The organism is Nocardiopsis halotolerans DSM 44410 (genome assembly GCF_000341065.1).
GTDB lineage: Bacteria > Actinomycetota > Actinomycetes > Streptosporangiales > Streptosporangiaceae > Nocardiopsis > Nocardiopsis halotolerans.
This window is the reverse complement of sequence record NZ_ANAX01000396.1, coordinates 1-15,557: the sequence shown is the minus strand read 5'-3', so window position 1 is coordinate 15,557 and position 15,557 is coordinate 1. Positions and strand designations below refer to the sequence as shown.

At 69.7% G+C, this 15,557-nt stretch carries 17 protein-coding genes; 13 read left to right on the top strand and 4 right to left on the bottom strand.

Features of this window, described 5'->3' with window-relative positions:
* A partial coding sequence (locus D455_RS31960) for a protein kinase domain-containing protein (protein ID WP_241480421.1) occupies positions 1 to 455 on the bottom strand: 455 nt, incomplete at its 3' end.
* 245 nt (positions 456 to 700) lie between these two features.
* On the opposite strand from D455_RS31960, the gene D455_RS0128370 reads away from it, so the two are divergent.
* From D455_RS0128370 to D455_RS0128330, 9 genes are all read left to right on the top strand, one after another.
* Positions 701 to 1,084, top strand: a complete 384-nt coding sequence (locus D455_RS0128370) for a DUF3054 domain-containing protein (RefSeq protein WP_017574035.1) — start codon at positions 701 to 703, stop codon at positions 1,082 to 1,084.
* A gap of 47 nt (positions 1,085 to 1,131) precedes the next feature.
* On the top strand, positions 1,132 to 1,521 hold the full coding sequence (locus D455_RS0128365) for a hypothetical protein (RefSeq protein WP_017574034.1): 390 nt from the start codon (positions 1,132 to 1,134) through the stop codon (positions 1,519 to 1,521).
* Between the two features lie 48 nt (positions 1,522 to 1,569).
* The gene (locus D455_RS0128360; RefSeq protein ID WP_017574033.1) at positions 1,570 to 2,331 is read left to right on the top strand and encodes a TrmH family RNA methyltransferase; all 762 of its coding nucleotides are present in this window, start codon (positions 1,570 to 1,572) and stop codon (positions 2,329 to 2,331) included.
* A 51-nt stretch (positions 2,332 to 2,382) separates the two neighbouring features.
* On the top strand, positions 2,383 to 3,018 hold the full coding sequence (locus D455_RS0128355) for a GNAT family N-acetyltransferase (RefSeq protein WP_017574032.1): 636 nt from the start codon (positions 2,383 to 2,385) through the stop codon (positions 3,016 to 3,018).
* Between the two features lie 110 nt (positions 3,019 to 3,128).
* Positions 3,129 to 3,773, top strand: coding sequence for a GNAT family N-acetyltransferase (locus D455_RS0128350; RefSeq protein ID WP_026123067.1), 645 nt, complete (start codon positions 3,129 to 3,131; stop codon positions 3,771 to 3,773).
* 191 nt (positions 3,774 to 3,964) lie between these two features.
* The gene (locus tag D455_RS0128345) at positions 3,965 to 4,411 is read left to right on the top strand and encodes a hypothetical protein (RefSeq protein WP_017574030.1); all 447 of its coding nucleotides are present in this window, start codon (positions 3,965 to 3,967) and stop codon (positions 4,409 to 4,411) included.
* On the top strand, positions 4,408 to 5,637 hold the full coding sequence (locus D455_RS0128340; protein WP_017574029.1) for an NRAMP family divalent metal transporter: 1,230 nt from the start codon (positions 4,408 to 4,410) through the stop codon (positions 5,635 to 5,637). Before D455_RS0128345 ends, D455_RS0128340 begins: the two co-directional genes overlap by 4 nt.
* A gap of 1 nt (position 5,638) precedes the next feature.
* Positions 5,639 to 6,031 carry a hypothetical protein gene (locus tag D455_RS0128335; protein ID WP_017574028.1) on the top strand — a complete coding sequence of 131 codons (393 nt, stop codon included), beginning with the start codon at positions 5,639 to 5,641 and terminating at the stop codon, positions 6,029 to 6,031.
* A complete protein-coding gene (locus D455_RS0128330; RefSeq protein ID WP_017574027.1) occupies positions 6,028 to 6,360 on the top strand; it encodes a PRC-barrel domain-containing protein in 333 nt (110 codons plus the stop codon). Before D455_RS0128335 ends, D455_RS0128330 begins: the two co-directional genes overlap by 4 nt.
* Before the next feature lie 65 nt (positions 6,361 to 6,425).
* On the opposite strand, the gene D455_RS0128325 is transcribed toward D455_RS0128330, so the two are convergent.
* From D455_RS0128325 to D455_RS0128315, 3 genes are read right to left on the bottom strand one after another with little or no spacing between them, the layout of a single operon-like run.
* Positions 6,426 to 7,172, bottom strand: a complete 747-nt coding sequence (locus D455_RS0128325; protein WP_017574026.1) for a succinate dehydrogenase/fumarate reductase iron-sulfur subunit — start codon at positions 7,170 to 7,172, stop codon at positions 6,426 to 6,428.
* Complete coding sequence (locus D455_RS0128320; protein WP_017574025.1) at positions 7,169 to 9,115, bottom strand: fumarate reductase/succinate dehydrogenase flavoprotein subunit; 1,947 nt, start codon at positions 9,113 to 9,115, stop codon at positions 7,169 to 7,171. The genes D455_RS0128325 and D455_RS0128320 overlap by 4 nt, the downstream gene beginning before the upstream one ends.
* The gene (locus D455_RS0128315; RefSeq protein ID WP_083922517.1) at positions 9,116 to 9,772 is read right to left on the bottom strand and encodes a succinate dehydrogenase cytochrome b subunit; all 657 of its coding nucleotides are present in this window, start codon (positions 9,770 to 9,772) and stop codon (positions 9,116 to 9,118) included.
* 131 nt (positions 9,773 to 9,903) lie between these two features.
* Between D455_RS0128315 and D455_RS0128310 the strand changes: the two genes are divergently transcribed.
* From D455_RS0128310 to D455_RS0128295, 4 genes are all read left to right on the top strand, one after another.
* Positions 9,904 to 10,848 (top strand): LysR family transcriptional regulator, encoded by a 945-nt coding sequence (locus D455_RS0128310; protein ID WP_026123065.1) that lies wholly within the window; start codon positions 9,904 to 9,906, stop codon positions 10,846 to 10,848.
* A gap of 304 nt (positions 10,849 to 11,152) precedes the next feature.
* Positions 11,153 to 11,965, top strand: a complete 813-nt coding sequence (locus tag D455_RS0128305; RefSeq protein ID WP_017574022.1) for a hypothetical protein — start codon at positions 11,153 to 11,155, stop codon at positions 11,963 to 11,965.
* 25 nt (positions 11,966 to 11,990) lie between these two features.
* Entirely contained in the window at positions 11,991 to 13,997 is a 2,007-nt protein-coding gene (locus D455_RS0128300) for a fumarate reductase/succinate dehydrogenase flavoprotein subunit (RefSeq protein ID WP_017574021.1), read from the top strand.
* Complete coding sequence (locus tag D455_RS0128295) at positions 13,994 to 14,785, top strand: succinate dehydrogenase/fumarate reductase iron-sulfur subunit (protein ID WP_017574020.1); 792 nt, start codon at positions 13,994 to 13,996, stop codon at positions 14,783 to 14,785. Before D455_RS0128300 ends, D455_RS0128295 begins: the two co-directional genes overlap by 4 nt.
* The last annotated feature ends 772 nt before the right edge of the window (positions 14,786 to 15,557 follow it).

The window sequence follows — 15,557 nt, the reverse complement described above, 5'->3', positions numbered from 1 at the left end:
CCCGCCCCGTGGATCGCCGTCAGCGCTTCGGCCACACCCAACGCGAAGGCGGGGAGGACCGCCCCGGGAAGCGGGCCGTGGGCGCGTACGTGGGCGTCCAGGGTCGGGCCGGGCACGTACTCGGTGGCCAGCCATGGTGTGTCCGCGCGCGTGTCGGCGTCCAGGAAGGCGGGCACGCATGCCGCGCGCACCCTGCGTACCAGGGCGACCTCGCGGGCGAACCTGGCCCGGAACTCGCCGTCCCCCGCGTAGACGCGGTGCGCGCACTTGACCGCGACCCTCCGGTCGGCGTCGTCCAGGGCCGCGTAGACCACGCCCATGCCGCCCGAGCCGATCCGGCCCACCACCCGGAAGGGACCGATGCGGCGGGGTTCGTCATGGGTGAGGGGAGCCACCCCCTCCGGCAGGGGAGTCGGCGCGTGGCCATGGGGCATGGGCGGAGGGGCAGCGCTCATGGAATGGGAACAACCTTCTGGTTCCGGGGCCAAACGGGGGCGGGCGTGAGGCGCATCCGATGCCTTCGGTGCGTTCGACGTTCACCAACGTAGGACACCCGGGTGACGGGATCGGTTCTCCCACAGGTGTTCCGGCGTTCGGAGCCCGTGCTCCGCCCCACCCCGGGCTCACGCTCCGGGCCTCCTCCCGGGCGCACCACCCGACCCGACGGAGCACTCCGGTGACCTGGGCATAGCCTGGCCCCATGCGTTCCTCCACGGCGCCACGCGCCCTCGTCGCACTGCTGGCCGACCTGGTCTGCGTGCTCGCCTTCGTCGTGATCGGCAGGGCCGACCACGGGACCGGCACCGCCCTGACCGCGATCGCCTCGACCGCGTGGCCGTTCGTCGTCGGCACGGCCCTGGGCTGGGTGGTCACCCTCGCCTGGACCTCCCCCGCCCGCATCTGGCCGACGGGCGTGTTCGTGTGGGCCGTGACCGTGGCCGGGGGTATGGCGTTGCGCCTGGTGACCGGGGAGGGCGCCCCGCTCAGCTTCGTCGTCGTCACCTCCCTGTTCCTCGCCGTGACCATGCTCGGCTGGCGCGCGGTGGCGCTTCTGGTCGGAAAGAGGCGGCGCGACCGGGCCTGAACGGGAAGACTGGGGGGTGACGCGTCCATCCCGAAGGAGCACCCTCCATGCCCGAGCCCGACACCCTCGCCATCGCCTCCGCCGTCGCCGCCAACTCGGTCACGAGGATCACCGAGTCGGCGACCGACGACACCACCACCACGTTCAGGTCCCTGTGCAGGGCGGTCTTCGCACGCTTCCGCACGGACTCCGAGGCCCAGGCGGCCCTGGACGAGGCCCGTCTGGAGCCGAACGACCCGCATGCGCTGACCATCGTGGCCGAGCACCTGGAACGCGCGGAGGAGGAGGACTCCGGCATCCGCGAACTGATGGAGGGGTTGCGCGGCGAGGTGGCCCAAGGCGGCGGCTCGATCGTGGTCAACCGCATCGCGGGGAACGTCGGCGGTGACGCGCGGGTGTACCAGGGCAGGGACTTCCACGGGGACCTCCACCTGTAGGGGTGACGCGGAGATCCCGTACCGCGGAACGTTCGTAAGCTGGAACGGATGAACGAACACCCCGCACCCCAGATCCCGCCCTCCGGTACCGTCCGCGGCCCCGCCTCGCGCGCGCCCGCGGACGGTGCCGGTGAGGACGAGGCGCGTGAGGTGGGCGTGGGCCCGTGGGTCGGCCCCTGGCCGGAGGGCGACCACTACGACCCCGAACTGCTGGCCGAGGGTGACCGCCGCAACGTGGTGGACCGCTACCGGTACTGGCGGCGCGAGGCGATCGTGGCCGACCTCGACACCGCGCGCCATCCCTTCCACGTCGCCGTGGAGAACTGGACGCACGACTTCAACATCGGATCGGTCGTGCGCACCGCCAACGCGTTCGGGTGCGCGGCCGTGCACATCGTGGGCCGCCGCCGCTGGAACAAGCGGGGCGCGATGGTGACCGACCGCTACCAGCACGTCCACCACCATCCCGACACGGACTCGCTGGTGACGTGGGCGCGGGAGCGCGGGCTGGCGCTGCTCGGGATCGACAACCTGCCGGGCGCCGTGCCGCTGGAGACCTACCCGCTGCCCAGGGACGCGGTGCTGGTGTTCGGGCAGGAGGGCCCGGGACTGTCGGAGGAGGTGCGACGGGTGTGCCAGGCGGTGCTGTCGATCTCCCAGTTCGGCTCGACCCGGTCGATCAACGCGGGGGCCGCGGCGGCGATCGCCATGCACTCCTGGGTGCGGGCTCACGTGTTCGACCAGCCCGTCCCGGGCGCGGGCGGTGCGTCCTCCGCCGCCGCACCGGCCCCCACCACGGCACTGTCGTGACAGTTCTGTGATCTACCATGGCCGAAAGGCCCCTATCAGAGAGATTCCGGGATGAGTCCGACCGTCACAGCATCCTCCCGCCCCGCCACGATCGACGACGTCGCCGGTGTCGCGCGCGTCCTGAGCAGGTCAGCGCACGAGGATCCGTTCTTCCGGTGGCTGTTCCCCGACGACGAACTGCGCGTGGCCAGGACGCGCCGCTTCTTCGCCCTCACCGCGGGGTTCGGCTACGTCTCCTCGGGTGACACCAGGGTCACGGAGACCAGGGACGGGTCCGAGGAGGCGCCGGTGGTGCGCGGTGCGGCGCTGTGGGCTCCGCCCAACGCCAACCCCGAGGGCCAGCTGGTGTCACTGCGCACCTGGCCGCACTGGGGTTCCCTGATCGGCCGCGCACGTCTGGCCGCGTTCGTGCGCGTGTTCGCCGAGTGGAAGCTGGCCGCTCCCCAGGAGCCCCACCTGTACCTGGCGACGCTGGGCGTGGACCCGGCCGCGGCCGGTACCGGCATCGGCGGCGGACTGCTCACCTCCGGCCTGGACCGCGCGGACTCCGAGGGCGTCCCGGTGTTCACCCAGACGCTCAACCCCAAGGTCGTCGGCTTCTACGAGCGGTTCGGTTTCCGGGTGGTCCGCGAGGTCGAGAGCCCGGACGCCGGGACCAACTACTTCCTGCTGCGCGACCCGTCCTGAGCCTTCGCGGATCCGCCGCCTCTTCCCGCGAAACACCCCACCCGCGACGGCCGCTCGCCCTACGATGAGCCGTGTTCGGAGCCCCTGACGCAAGGGAAGAGGCAGCGCCCGTGACGCCCACGGCACCAGCGGTGACGGCCGTCCGCACCGCGACCATGAACGACGTGTCCGGAGTGACACGGGTACTGAGCCGCGCCTTCTACCAGGACCCGCTCTTCCGGTGGCTCTTCCCGGACGACGGCCTGCGCATGGCGCAGAACGCCCGGGCGTGCGCGATGATGGCCGGTTTCGCCCACGTCCCGAGCGGCCACGCCACCGTGGCGGAGTCCCGTGAGGAACCCGCCCGCGGTCCCGTGGTCCGGGGCGCGGCGCTGTGGACGCCGCCCGGCGCCACCACGGAGGGCCCCCTGGTCCTGCTGAGGTCCCTGCCGCACTGGATCCGGCTGCTGGGTCCGGCCCGCCTCCCGGAGTTGGTGCGGTACCTGGGTGGTCTGAAGGCGTCCGCGCCCGAGGAGCCGCACTGGTACCTGTCCATGCTGGGCTCCGACCCCGCGGTGCGCGGAAGCGGTGCGGGTACCCGGCTGCTGCGCGCGGGTCTGACCCGGGCCGATTCGGAGGGCGTACCCGTCTACCTGGAGACGACGAACCCCGCCAACATCGGCTACTACGAGCGTTTCGACTTCCGGGTGACGCGTGCGATCCACCACCCGACGACCCCGTCGGCCTACTGCATGCTGCGCCCCGCCGCCACGTGACGGGATGACCGCGCGGACGTCCGGGGCGTCTCCCATGGGTGACCGGCCCCGGGTCCCGCGCGGACACCGAGACGCGGACACGCGCCGGATGGTAACGGCAACGCCACCCCGCGTGACTAGGGTCCTGAGTCATGACCGGCAGCGAGCCGCCACGGCCACGGCGCTCCCGAGGACCGCGGGTCCTCCGACCGGTGCGGGGTGCCCGCGGCGCCCTGGCGGCGACCGCCCTCGTGCTGGCGGCCACCGCCTGCACCGCCCCCGCGCTGACCACGGAGGCCTACCACCACGACGCGTTGCTGACCACCGGTGACCTGCTGTCGGCCGTCCGCACGGGCATCCTCGTCGCGGAGCTGGCCGAGGACGACCGGGCCTTCCAGCCCTACCTGGAGACCAGCACCAAGGACGTGGAGGAGTCCGCCCGCTCCCTCACCGACACCTTCGGCGCCCTCCAACCGCCCGCACCCGCGTGTGATCCGCTGCGGGACGAGCTGACGGACCTGGCGAACGCCTCCGTCCACGACCTGTCGGCCCTGCGCATCGCCCTGAAGCGGGAGGACGCCGCCGGGTTGGCCGAGGCCGCCGAGGGGCTCCACGCGACCGCCTCCGAGCTGACCGAACTCCAGGAGGAACTGCGGTGAGGCTCGTCCTGTCCTTCACCCTGGGCATGCTCACCGCCGTCGGCGGGTTCCTGGACATCGGCGACCTGGTCGCCAACGCCGTGATCGGTTCGCGCTTCGGGATGTCGCTGGCCTGGGTGATCCCCGTCGGCATCATCGGGATCACGCTCTTCACCGAGATGGCGGCGCGCGTCACGGCGGTCAGCGGCCGGGCCGTCTTCGACCTGGTCCGCGAGCGGCTCGGCGCCCGTGCGGGCCTGGCCAACCTGCTGGCGTCCTACGTCATCACCCTGCTGACCATGTCGGCGCAGATCGGCGGTATCGCGCTCGCCCTCGAACTGGCCAGCGGCATCCACTACCTGCTGTGGGTCCCGGTGGCCGTGGCCCTGGTCTGGATCGTCGTGTGGCGGATGCCGTTCGGGTGGATGGAGAAGACCTACGGACTGCTCGGCCTGGCCCTGGTCGTCTTCGGCGTCGCCCTGTGGCAGCTCGGCCCCGACTGGGGAGGGCTCATGACCAGCGCCGCGAGCCTGTCCCCGCCCCCGAACGAGGAGTGGTCGGTGTGGGCCTACTACGGGATCGCGCTGTTCGGCGCGACGATGACCCCCTACTCGGTGCTGTTCTTCTCCTCCAGCGGAGTGGAGGAGAAGTGGACGCCCCGCGACCTGGCCACGGCCCGGATCAACATCTTCTTCGGCTTCCCGGTGGGCGGGCTGCTCGCCCTGGCCATCATGGGTTGCGCGGCGGTCTGGCTCATGCCCGCCAGCGTCCAGGTGGAGGACCTGGGCCAGGTCGCGCTCCCGGTGGTCGCGGCGCTGGGCAGGATCGGGCTGATCGTGGTCCTCGTGGGCTTCTTCGCGGCCACCTTCGGCGCCGCCCTGGAGTCGGCCCTAGCGTCGGGTTACGGCCTGGCCCAGTACTTCGGCTGGCCGTGGGGCAAGACCAAGCCGCCCGAGCAGGTGCCGTACTTCCAGCTGGCCATCCTGCTGGGCCTGCTGGCGGGCACCCTCTTCATCCTCACCGGGCTCGACCCGATCAAGGTGGTCGAGTACAGCATCGTGCTGTCGGCGGGGGCGCTGCCGCTCACCTACCTGCCGATCTTCGTGGTCGCCAACGACCGCGGTTACCTGGGCGACCGGGTCAACTCGCGGTTCACCAACATCGTGGGGTCGGTCTACCTGGTCCTGCTCCTCGCGGTGTCGATCGTCGCCATCCCCCTCATGCTCTACACGAAAGCGGGACAGTGAGATGCCGGAGAACCAGGAGCGCGGAACCACGTTCCGCATCGGCTTCACCGTGTTGGACCGACAGATCGTCGACCGCGACGGGGGGCACGTGGGCAAGGCCGACGACGTCGAGTTCTCCCGGGAGGGTGAGGGGCCGCCGACCATGACGGCGCTGCTCACCGACACCGCCGCCCTGGGCCCGAGGCTGTCGGGGCGCCTGGGGAAGCTGTGGCGCACGGTGCTGTCCAGGCTGCGCCCCTTCGACCACGACGAACCCGTGCGGATCCCGGTGGGAGACGTCGAGGTCTTCTCCCCCACGACCCGCCTGTCGACGCCCGCGCCCGAGGGGAGCCGGGCGGCGGAGAGGTGGCTGGGCCGCAACGTCATCAGCCGGATCCCGGGAGCGCGGCGGTGAGCGGGTTCCTGTTCAGCGAGCTGCTCGGGCGCGGGGTCGTGGACGGCTCCGGGCGGCGGATCGGCACCGTCCAGGACGTCGTCGTACGCCGCGAGGGGGACACCTGCACCGTCCTCGGCCTGGTGCTGGGCCGGTACGCGCTCGCGTCCCGCTTCGGGTACGGGGGCACGTTGGATCCGCCCACCCCGTGGAAGCGGGTGCTGGGCTGGATGCGCCGCCACGAGCGTTACGTGGCGTGGGAGAACGTGGAGAGCCTGGACGGGGACACCGTCGAGATCGGCGTGGACCACGGCTCCCTGCCCCGCCACTGGCGCGAGTACGAGGGCTGAGGTCGCCGAAAACGACGGAGGGCCGCACCCCCGAGGGGTACGGCCCCGTGCGACAGGGATCGGGACTAGCCGACGCCCTTGCTGAGCGAGCCCAGCAGGTCGCGGTTGAGCTGCGAGATCGTGTCCAGCGGGATGCCCTTCGGGCAGACCGCGGCGCACTCACCGATGTTGGTGCAGCCGCCGAAGTCCTCCTCGTCCTGCTGGTTGATCATCTGCACCACGCGCGAGGCCCGCTCGGGCTGTCCCTGCGGGAGCATGCCCAGGTGGGTGACCTTCGCGGCGGTGAACAGCATGCTGGAGGCGTTCGGGCAGGCCGCCACGCACGCACCGCAGCCGATGCAGGTCGCGGCGTCGAAGGCGCGGTCCGCGTCCGGCTTCGGGATCGGGTTGGCGTGGGCGTCCGGCGCGGTACCCGTCGGGGCGCTGATGTAGCCACCCGCCTGGATGATGCGGTCGAACGCGCCGCGGTCCACGACCAGGTCCTTGACGACCGGGAACGCCTTGGCCCGCCACGGCTCCACCGTGATGGTGTCGCCGTCCTTGAAGCTGCGCATGTGCAGCTGGCAGGTCGTCGTGCGCTCGGGGCCGTGCGCCTCACCGTCGATCACGACACCGCAGGCACCGCAGATGCCCTCACGACAGTCGTGGTCGAACGCGACCGGCTCCTCGTTCTCCAGCGTGAGCTTCTCGTTGAGGACGTCGAGCATCTCCAGGAACGACATGTCCGGGGAGACGTCGGTGAGCTTGTAGGTGGCCAGTCGACCCTCGTCGTCCGGCCCCTTCTGACGCCATACGCGCAGGGTGATGTTCACTTGTAGCTCCGCTGCTTCATCTCGACGTACTCGTACTCCAGGTTCTCCTTGTGGAGCACGGGCTTGCTGTCATCGCCGCCGAACGCCCAGGCCGCGACGTAGGCGAACTCGTCGTCGTGGCGCAGCGCCTCGCCGTCCTCGGTCTGGCTCTCGGCGCGGAAGTGGCCGCCGCAGGACTCGCGGCGGTGCAGCGCGTCGATGCACATGAGCTCGCCCAGCTCCAGGAAGTCGGCCACACGGCCGGCCTTCTCCAGGGCCTGGTTGAGCTCGTCGTTGGTACCGAGCACCTTGACGTCGCGCCAGAACTCGGCGCGCAGCGCACGGATGAGCTCGATGGCCTTGGTCAGGCCCTCCTCGCTGCGCTCCATACCGCAGTACTCCCACATGATGTGGCCGAGCTCCTTGTGGAAGGAGTCGACGGTGCGGGAGCCCTGGATGGAGAGCAGCTTGTCGATGCGGGAGGTGACCTGCTCCTTGGCGGCCACGGCCTCGGGGTGGGACTCGTCGATCCCCTCGAACGGCCCCGACGCCAGGTAGTCGTTGATGGTGTTCGGCAGGACGAAGTAACCGTCCGCCAGACCCTGCATCAGCGCGCTGGCGCCCAGGCGGTTGGCACCGTGGTCGGAGAAGTTGGCCTCACCGGTCACGAACAGACCCGGGATGGAGCTCTGGAGGTCGTAGTCGACCCACAGACCGCCCATGGTGTAGTGCACGGCCGGGTAGATGCGCATCGGAACCTCGTACGGGTTCTCGCCGGTGATGCGCTGGTACATGTCGAACAGGTTGCCGTACTTGGCCTCGACGGCGTCCCGTCCCATGCGCTCGATGGCGGCGGCGAAGTCCAGGTACACGCCCAGGCCGCCGGGGCCGACGCCGCGGCCCTCGTCGCAGACGTTCTTGGCGGCACGGGAGGCGATGTCACGCGGCACCAGGTTGCCGAAGGACGGGTAGATGCGCTCCAGGTAGTAGTCGCGCTCGTCCTCGGGGATCTGGCGCGGGTCGCGGGTGTCCCCGTGCGCCTTGGGCACCCAGATGCGGCCGTCGTTGCGCAGCGACTCGCTCATCAGGGTCAGCTTGGACTGGTAGTCGCCGCTGACCGGGATGCAGGTCGGGTGGATCTGCGTGTAGCACGGGTTGGCGAAGAGCGCGCCCTTGCGGTGCGCGCGCCAGGACGCGGTGACGTTGCAGCCCATCGCGTTGGTCGACAGGAAGAACACGTTGCCGTAACCGCCGGTGGCCAGCACCACGGCGTCGGCGAAGTGCGTCTCGATCTCGCCCGTGACCATGTCGCGGGCGATGATGCCCCGCGCGCGGCCGTCCACGACGATGACCTCGAGCATCTCGTGGCGGGTGTTCATCTTGACGCTGCCCGCCGCGACCTGGCGCTCCAGGGCCTGGTAGGCGCCGATCAGCAGCTGCTGACCCGTCTGGCCGCGCGCGTAGAAGGTACGGGAGACCTGCACGCCGCCGAAGGAGCGGTTGTCGAGCAGACCGCCGTACTCGCGGGCGAAGGGCACGCCCTGGGCCACGCACTGGTCGATGATCTCGACGCTGGTCTGGGCCAGGCGGTAGACGTTCGACTCGCGGGAGCGGAAGTCGCCGCCCTTGACGGTGTCGTAGAACAGCCGGTAGATGCTGTCACCGTCGTTGCGGTAGTTCTTGGCGGCGTTGATACCGCCCTGCGCGGCGATGGAGTGCGCACGGCGCGGGCTGTCCTGGTAGCAGAACGAGGTGACGTTGTAGCCCGCCTCGCCCAGGGTCGCGGCGGCGGAGGCTCCGGCCAGGCCGGTGCCGACGATGATCACCGAGAGCTTGCGCCGGTTGGCCGGGTTGACCAGCTTGGCCGAGAAACGGCGCTTGTCCCAGCGCTCGTTGATCGGCCCCTCCGGGGCCTTCTCGTCCCGGATCGGGTCGCCGACGAGGAAGAAGTCGTTGTCAGACAATTAACTCACCAGTCCAAAGGTGACCGCCAGAGGCGGGAGCAGGAAGCCGACGGTCACGATCAGCGCGATACCCACGGCGACCGCGTTGAGCTTGCCCTGACGGCTGGACCTGTTGGCGCCGAGGGTGGCCAGGGCGCTCCAGATGCCGTGCCGCAGGTGCAGGCCCACAGCGATCACGGACAGGACGTAGAACAGGGTCACGTACCAGAACTCGGGCTGGAACCCGTTCACGAGCCGCTCGTAGGGGCTGTCGGACGCACCGCCGGGAGCGATGTCGTTCGTGGTCAGGTGCAGGATGTGGAAGACCACGAAGAGCGCGATGAGGACGCCGCCGTAACGCATGGTGTAGGAGGCGTAGGTGCGGTCCACCTTCTTCTTCACCTGGTAACGCTGGGCGGCCGGACGCGCCTTGTTGGCACGTCGCCACAACATCACCGCCGCGTAGGCGTGGATCAGGACGCTCGCCAGGAGGACGACGCGGAAGATCCACAGGAAACCGCTCTCGGGCAGCATCGGGTAGCCCAGCTCGCGGAGGCTGTGGGCGTAGCCGTCGAAGGCCTCCTGGCCCGAGAAGATCTTGAGGTTGCCGTACATGTGCGCGATCAAATACAGCACAAGGATCGCCCCGGTGACCGCCATCGCTGCCTTGAGCGCCACCGTGGACCCGTAGGCCGTAGACCGCTTCTTGGTCAAGGTACTGTTCGCCACAGCCTGTCACTGTAAGTTCTGGTTAAGACTGACGTCCAAGTCATCACGATGCTTGAGTCGATAGCCATAGGCTATGGAACATGCAGTTCCAGCAGCTGGCCTACTTCGTCGCCGTGGCCCGCACACGCCATTTCACCCGTGCAGCAGAGCTTTCCCGCGTCGCTCAGCCGAGTTTGAGCAAACAGATCCGCAGCCTTGAGCAGGAGTTGGGTGCGCCGTTATTCAGTCGTGCCCGGGGAAACATCACACTCACACCGGCCGGTGAGGTGTTGCTTCCGCTCGCCCAGCGCATGCTCGCGGACCTGGATACGGCCCGACGCGAGGTCGCGGAGCTGGCCGGGGTGCGCAGGGGCCGCGTGCGCCTCGGCGCGACCCCGTCACTGTGCGCGGGACTGCTGGCCGACGTGCTCGCGGACTTCCACACCCGCTATCCCGGGATCGAGCTCCAGGTGGAGGAGAGCGGCTCGCGCGACCTCATCCGGGACCTGGGGCGGGGCGAACTGGACCTGGCCCTGATCATCCTGCCGCTGCACAGCAGCGACCCGGACTTCTCCACCACGCCGATCCTGCGGGAGAACCTGGTGGTGGCGAGCCCGATGTCGGGCCCCTCCCCCAACGGGAGGGCGTCCATCCGCATCCTCGAACTCCGGGGGCGCCCGCTCGTGATGTTCCGGCGCGGATACGACGTGCGCGAGGCGACGCTGCGCGCGTGCCGGGCGGCCGGGTTCGAGCCCGAGCTGGCCGTGGAGGGCGGCGAGATGGACGCCGTGCTGCGGTTCGTGGAGGCGGGTATGGGGCTGGCGGTGGTGCCGAGCATGGTGTTGCGGAACCGGCAGAGCCTGCGCGGAACGCCGCTGGCCCGACCGCGCCTGCTGCGGACGGTGGCGCTGGCGCGGCGCCGGGACGTGGAGCCCTCGCACTCGGCGGACGCGTTCCGCCGCCACCTCAACGACTACCTGCTGGGGATGTCGCCGCAGGACCTGGGCCCGGACCTGGAGGTCCTGCTCACGAAGGAATCGGACTGACGCATCTCCTTTACCACACGCCACTCGCGCTCCCGACACCACTGGGTCCACACAGGGGACTTTTCGCCTTATTAATGGGCAAAACACCGCAAATGAGCGCTTGAAAGTGGCGCATTTCACACTCCTTTCCCAGGAGTTCCCCGCCTTCCGGGACGTGACCGTGATCACAACGCCCTAACGTTGCGTTGCGGGCCGGTTGCCACGGCGGTTCCCCGCAGCCGCCCGGCGCAGCCGCCGTGGCCGTAGGAGGCGGGTACCGCGCCCCGCCCGGCCGGAACCTTCCCACAGGAGGTGGAGGAACGCGGTGACAGCGACCGACAGCGGACGTCCCCGAGGCGGCCGGGCACGTCTTCCCCAGAGAACCCTGCGCACCGACAACTGGTGGCTCGGCCCGCTCCTCACCACGCTGGGCCTGGCCACCTTCGTCGTCTACGCGACCCTGCGCGTGTTCCAGCAGGACCACTTCTGGGTCCAGGAGCACCACTATCTGACGCCGTTCTACTCCCCGTGCATCGCGCAGCAGTGCCCGCCCGAGGCGGCCCTGTTCGGACGGCTGCCCGTGGAGTTCCCGCCACTCGTCCCCTACGCCCTGATCAGCCTGCCGATCCTGCTGCTGTTCCGGCTGACCTGCTACTACTACCGCAAGGCCTACTACCGCTCGATCTGGCAGGCGCCCACCGCGTGCGCCGTGCGCGAGCCCCACAGGACCTACACCGGCGAGACCCGGCCCCTGATGCGGATCCAGAACGGCCACCGCTACTTCTTCTACGCCGCCCTCGTCCTCACCATCGTCAACACCTGGGACATGCTGGTCCCCTTCTTCCACGGCATCGACGGCGGCTTCGGCATCGGGCTCGGCAACCTCATCATGCTCGTCAACGTGGTCATGCTGTGGTGCTACACGCTCAGCTGCCACTCGTGCCGCCACGTCATGGGCGGACGGCTGCGCAACTTCGGCAGGCACCCGGCCCGGTACTGGATGTGGAGCCGCGTCTCCACGCTGAACAACCGGCACATGCTCTACGCCTGGCTCAGCCTCGCGACCCTGATGATCACGGACGCCTACATCGCCCTGGTCGCCAGTGGCGCCATCACCGACCTGCGCATCCTCAACTGACCCAGGGGAAGGAAGGCAGTAACACATGCCCCCCACAGCAGAGCCCGAGATCACCCGGTACACCTACGACGTGGTGGTGATCGGAGCGGGCGGAGCCGGGTTGCGCGCCGCGATCGCCGCCCGTGAACAGGGCAAACGCACCGCGGTCATCTCCAAGTCGCTGTTCGGCAAGGCCCACACGGTGATGGCCGAGGGCGGTGCCGCCGCCGCCCTGGGCAACGCCAACCCCGACGACGAGTGGCGCGTGCACTTCCGCGACACCCTGCGCGGCGGCAAGTTCCTCAACGACCCGCGCATGGTCGAGCTGCACGCCCGTGAGGCGCCCGAGCGCATCCTGGAACTGGAGTACTGGGGCGCGCTGTTCGATCGCACCGAGGAAGGGAAGATCAGCCAGCGCAACTTCGGCGGGCACGAGTACCCGCGGCTGGCGCACGTGGGCGACCGCACCGGCCTGGAGATGATCCGCACCCTCCAGCAACGGGTCGTCGCGCTCCAGCAGGCCGACGCAGCCGAACTGGGTGATCCCGAGGCGCGGATCCGGGTCTTCGCCGAGACCGCGATCACCCAGCTGATCACCGAGGACGCCCAGTCCGGCGGCGGGGCCACGGCCGTGGACGCGGACGGGGACGGGAACGCGGACGGGGACCGGAGCACTCCGGGACGGATCACCGGTGCGTTCGGCTACCGCCGGGTGGACGGCGGGTTCGTCCTCTTCGAGGCGCCCGCGGTCGTCCTTGCCACCGGCGGCATCGGCAAGGCCTTCCGCACCACCTCCAACTCCTGGGAGTACACCGGCGACGGCCACGCGCTGGCGCTGCGGGCGGGCGCGTCCCTGATCAACATGGAGTTCGTCCAGTTCCACCCCACCGGGATGGTCTGGCCGCCGTCGGTGAAGGGCATCCTCGTCACCGAGTCGGTGCGCGGTGACGGCGGCGTGCTGCGCAACTCCGAGGGGAGGCGGTTCATGTTCGACTACGTGCCGGACGTGTTCCGTTCCCAGTACGCCGAGACCGAGGAGGAGGCCGACGGCTGGTACGGCGACCCCGCCAACAACCGCAGGCCGCCGGAGCTGCTGCCCCGTGACGAGGTCGCACGGGCGATCAACAACGAGGTCAAGGAGGGGCGCGGCTCACCGCACGGTGGCGTGTTCCTGGACGTGTCCACACGCCTGCCCGCCGAGGAGATCCGCAGGCGGCTGCCGTCCATGCACCACCAGTTCAAGGAACTGGCGGACGTGGACATCACCGCCGAACCCATGGAGGTGGGACCGACCTGCCACTACGTGATGGGCGGGGTGCGGGTGGACGCCGACACCGCCGCCTCCGACGTGCCCGGGCTGTTCGCGGCCGGTGAGGTCGCGGGCGGCATGCACGGCTCCAACCGGCTGGGCGGCAACTCCCTGTCGGACCTGCTGGTGTTCGGGCGCAGGGCGGGGATGGGCGCCGCCGCCTACGTGGACGGGCTCGGCGACCGGTCGGCCCCCGACGTGGACCGGGTCGCCGCGGAGGCGGCCTCGTACGCGCTGGAGTTCCTCAAGCAGGGTGACGGCGAGAACCCGTACACGCTCCACACCGAACTCCAGGAGGCCATGAACGAGCTGGTGGGCATCATCCGCCGCGGCCCGGAGATGGAGCGGGCTCTCGAGGTCCTGGACACGCTGGAGGAGCGCGCCCGCATGCTCAGCGCGCCCGGCGACCGGGTGTACAACCCCGGCTGGCACCTGGCCCTGGCGCTGCCCAACATGATCCTGGTCTCGCGCGCGGTCACCGCCGCGGCGCTGGAACGCACCGAGTCGCGCGGAGGGCACACGCGCGACGACTACCCCGACATGTCGGCCGAGTGGCGGAGGGTGAACCTGTCGGTGCGGGCGGACCGCTCCGACCGGGTGTCGCTGACCCGGCGCCCGATCACCGACGTTCCGGCCGGGCTGCTCGCCCTCTTCGGGCATGACGAGCTGGCCAAGTACCTGACGAAGGAGGAGCTGCCCGAGGCGGGGGCGGCGGACGACGCGGCCGAGGAGGGCCAGTCATGAGCGAGCGTGTGTTCCGGGTGTGGCGCGGTTCCGGCGAGGGTGAGCTCACCGAGTACCGGGTGGAGGTCAACGAGGGCGAGGTGGTGCTCGACATCCTGCACCGCCTCCAGGCCACGCAGGCCCCGGACCTGGCGGTGCGGTGGAACTGCAAGGCGGGAAAGTGCGGTTCGTGCTCGGTGGAGATCAACGGCCGCCCGCGACTGTCGTGCATGACGCGGATGAGCGCGTTCGAGGAGGACGAGGTGGTGACGGTGACGCCGATGCGCACCTTCCCGGTCGTCCGGGACCTGGTGTGCGACGTGTCGTACAACTACCAGAAGGCGCGGGAGATCCCCTCGTTCACCCCCGACCCGGCCAAGAAGCCGGGCGACTTCCGGATGCAGCAGGAGGACGTGGAGCGCCAGCAGGAGTTCCGCAAGTGCATCGAGTGCTTCCTGTGCAACAACGTGTGCCACGTGATCCGTGACCACGAGGAGAACAAGGAGCACTTCTCGGGCCCGCGCTACCTCATGCGGGTGGCCGAACTGGAGATGCACCCCGAGGACACCGCCGATCGCAGACGCATCGCCCAGGACGAGTTCGGCATGGGGTACTGCAACATCACCAAGTGCTGCACGGAGGTGTGCCCCGAGGGCATCCACATCACCGACAACGCGCTGATCCCGCTGAAGGAGCGGGTGGCCGACCGCAAGTACGACCCGCTGGTGTGGCTGGGGTCGAAGATCGGCAGGCGCCCCAAGGACACCCCGCCGGTGCCCAACGTCGGGAGGTACTCGGACACGACCTGACCCGGTGGGCGGACGGCCCGACCCGGTGGGTGGACGGCTGTCCGCCCACCGGACAACACTCCGCCTTCCGGGCAGCCGATGGACGCGAAGGAGCGCGGTACGTGGGGACCCCGGCGGAGTCCAGGGTGAAGGAGATCCAGGAGGCCCACGAGACTCCGGAGGCCCACAGCGGGTGTGAGTAACGCACATGGTGGTGGGAAGCGGCTGGATTTTCCACAGGTGGTGGTTGGGGGTGTCCCGGGGTGGGATCGTGATGGTTTCCTGGAAATAGGGGGGATCCCACCCCTGCGCGTTTTGGCATGCCCACAATCTCCCAGAGGAGTGGATAGAGGGATGGAAGCCCGTGTTCCGGGAACCTCGAAGTTCGGACCGGGGGATCGGAGTACGGAGTTGGGGCGCGGGTTTCGGAGCGCGGAGGTCGGAGTTTGGAACGCGGAGGCCCGGAACCCAAGAGCCTGAAGTAGGTTCTCAGGAATGAATGCTCGGCAAGGCCTGTGGGTGAAGATTCGGCAGGGATTCAGGGATTCAGGGATTCGGGGGTTCGGGGATTCGGGGGTTCGGGGGTTCCCTGGGAGATAACAAGGAATTGAGGGGTAGGGAGGGGCCGTCCTCAGGGCTCCTCCCTACGCTGTTCCCGCTGGGGGCTGTTGGCGGCAACGAAAGCGCACCAGCTACCGCGAAATGGTGCGGGCGGTCGGGGAACGGTTGGGGCCTGGCGAGGATTGAGCACCCAACGAAAAGCGGCACCAACGGCAGGCAGGCCAGTCCGTTC

Coding starts and splice junctions, on each gene's coding strand:
- D455_RS0128355 (WP_017574032.1), top strand. CDS start 2,383: ATGAGTCCGACCGTCACAGCATCCTCCCGCCCCGCCACGATCGACGAC.
- D455_RS0128295 (WP_017574020.1), top strand. CDS start 13,994: ATGAGCGAGCGTGTGTTCCGGGTGTGGCGCGGTTCCGGCGAGGGTGAG.
- D455_RS0128370 (WP_017574035.1), top strand. CDS start 701: ATGCGTTCCTCCACGGCGCCACGCGCCCTCGTCGCACTGCTGGCCGAC.
- D455_RS0128335 (WP_017574028.1), top strand. CDS start 5,639: ATGCCGGAGAACCAGGAGCGCGGAACCACGTTCCGCATCGGCTTCACC.
- D455_RS0128300 (WP_017574021.1), top strand. CDS start 11,991: ATGCCCCCCACAGCAGAGCCCGAGATCACCCGGTACACCTACGACGTG.
- D455_RS0128360 (WP_017574033.1), top strand. CDS start 1,570: ATGAACGAACACCCCGCACCCCAGATCCCGCCCTCCGGTACCGTCCGC.
- D455_RS0128365 (WP_017574034.1), top strand. CDS start 1,132: ATGCCCGAGCCCGACACCCTCGCCATCGCCTCCGCCGTCGCCGCCAAC.
- D455_RS0128310 (WP_026123065.1), top strand. CDS start 9,904: ATGCAGTTCCAGCAGCTGGCCTACTTCGTCGCCGTGGCCCGCACACGC.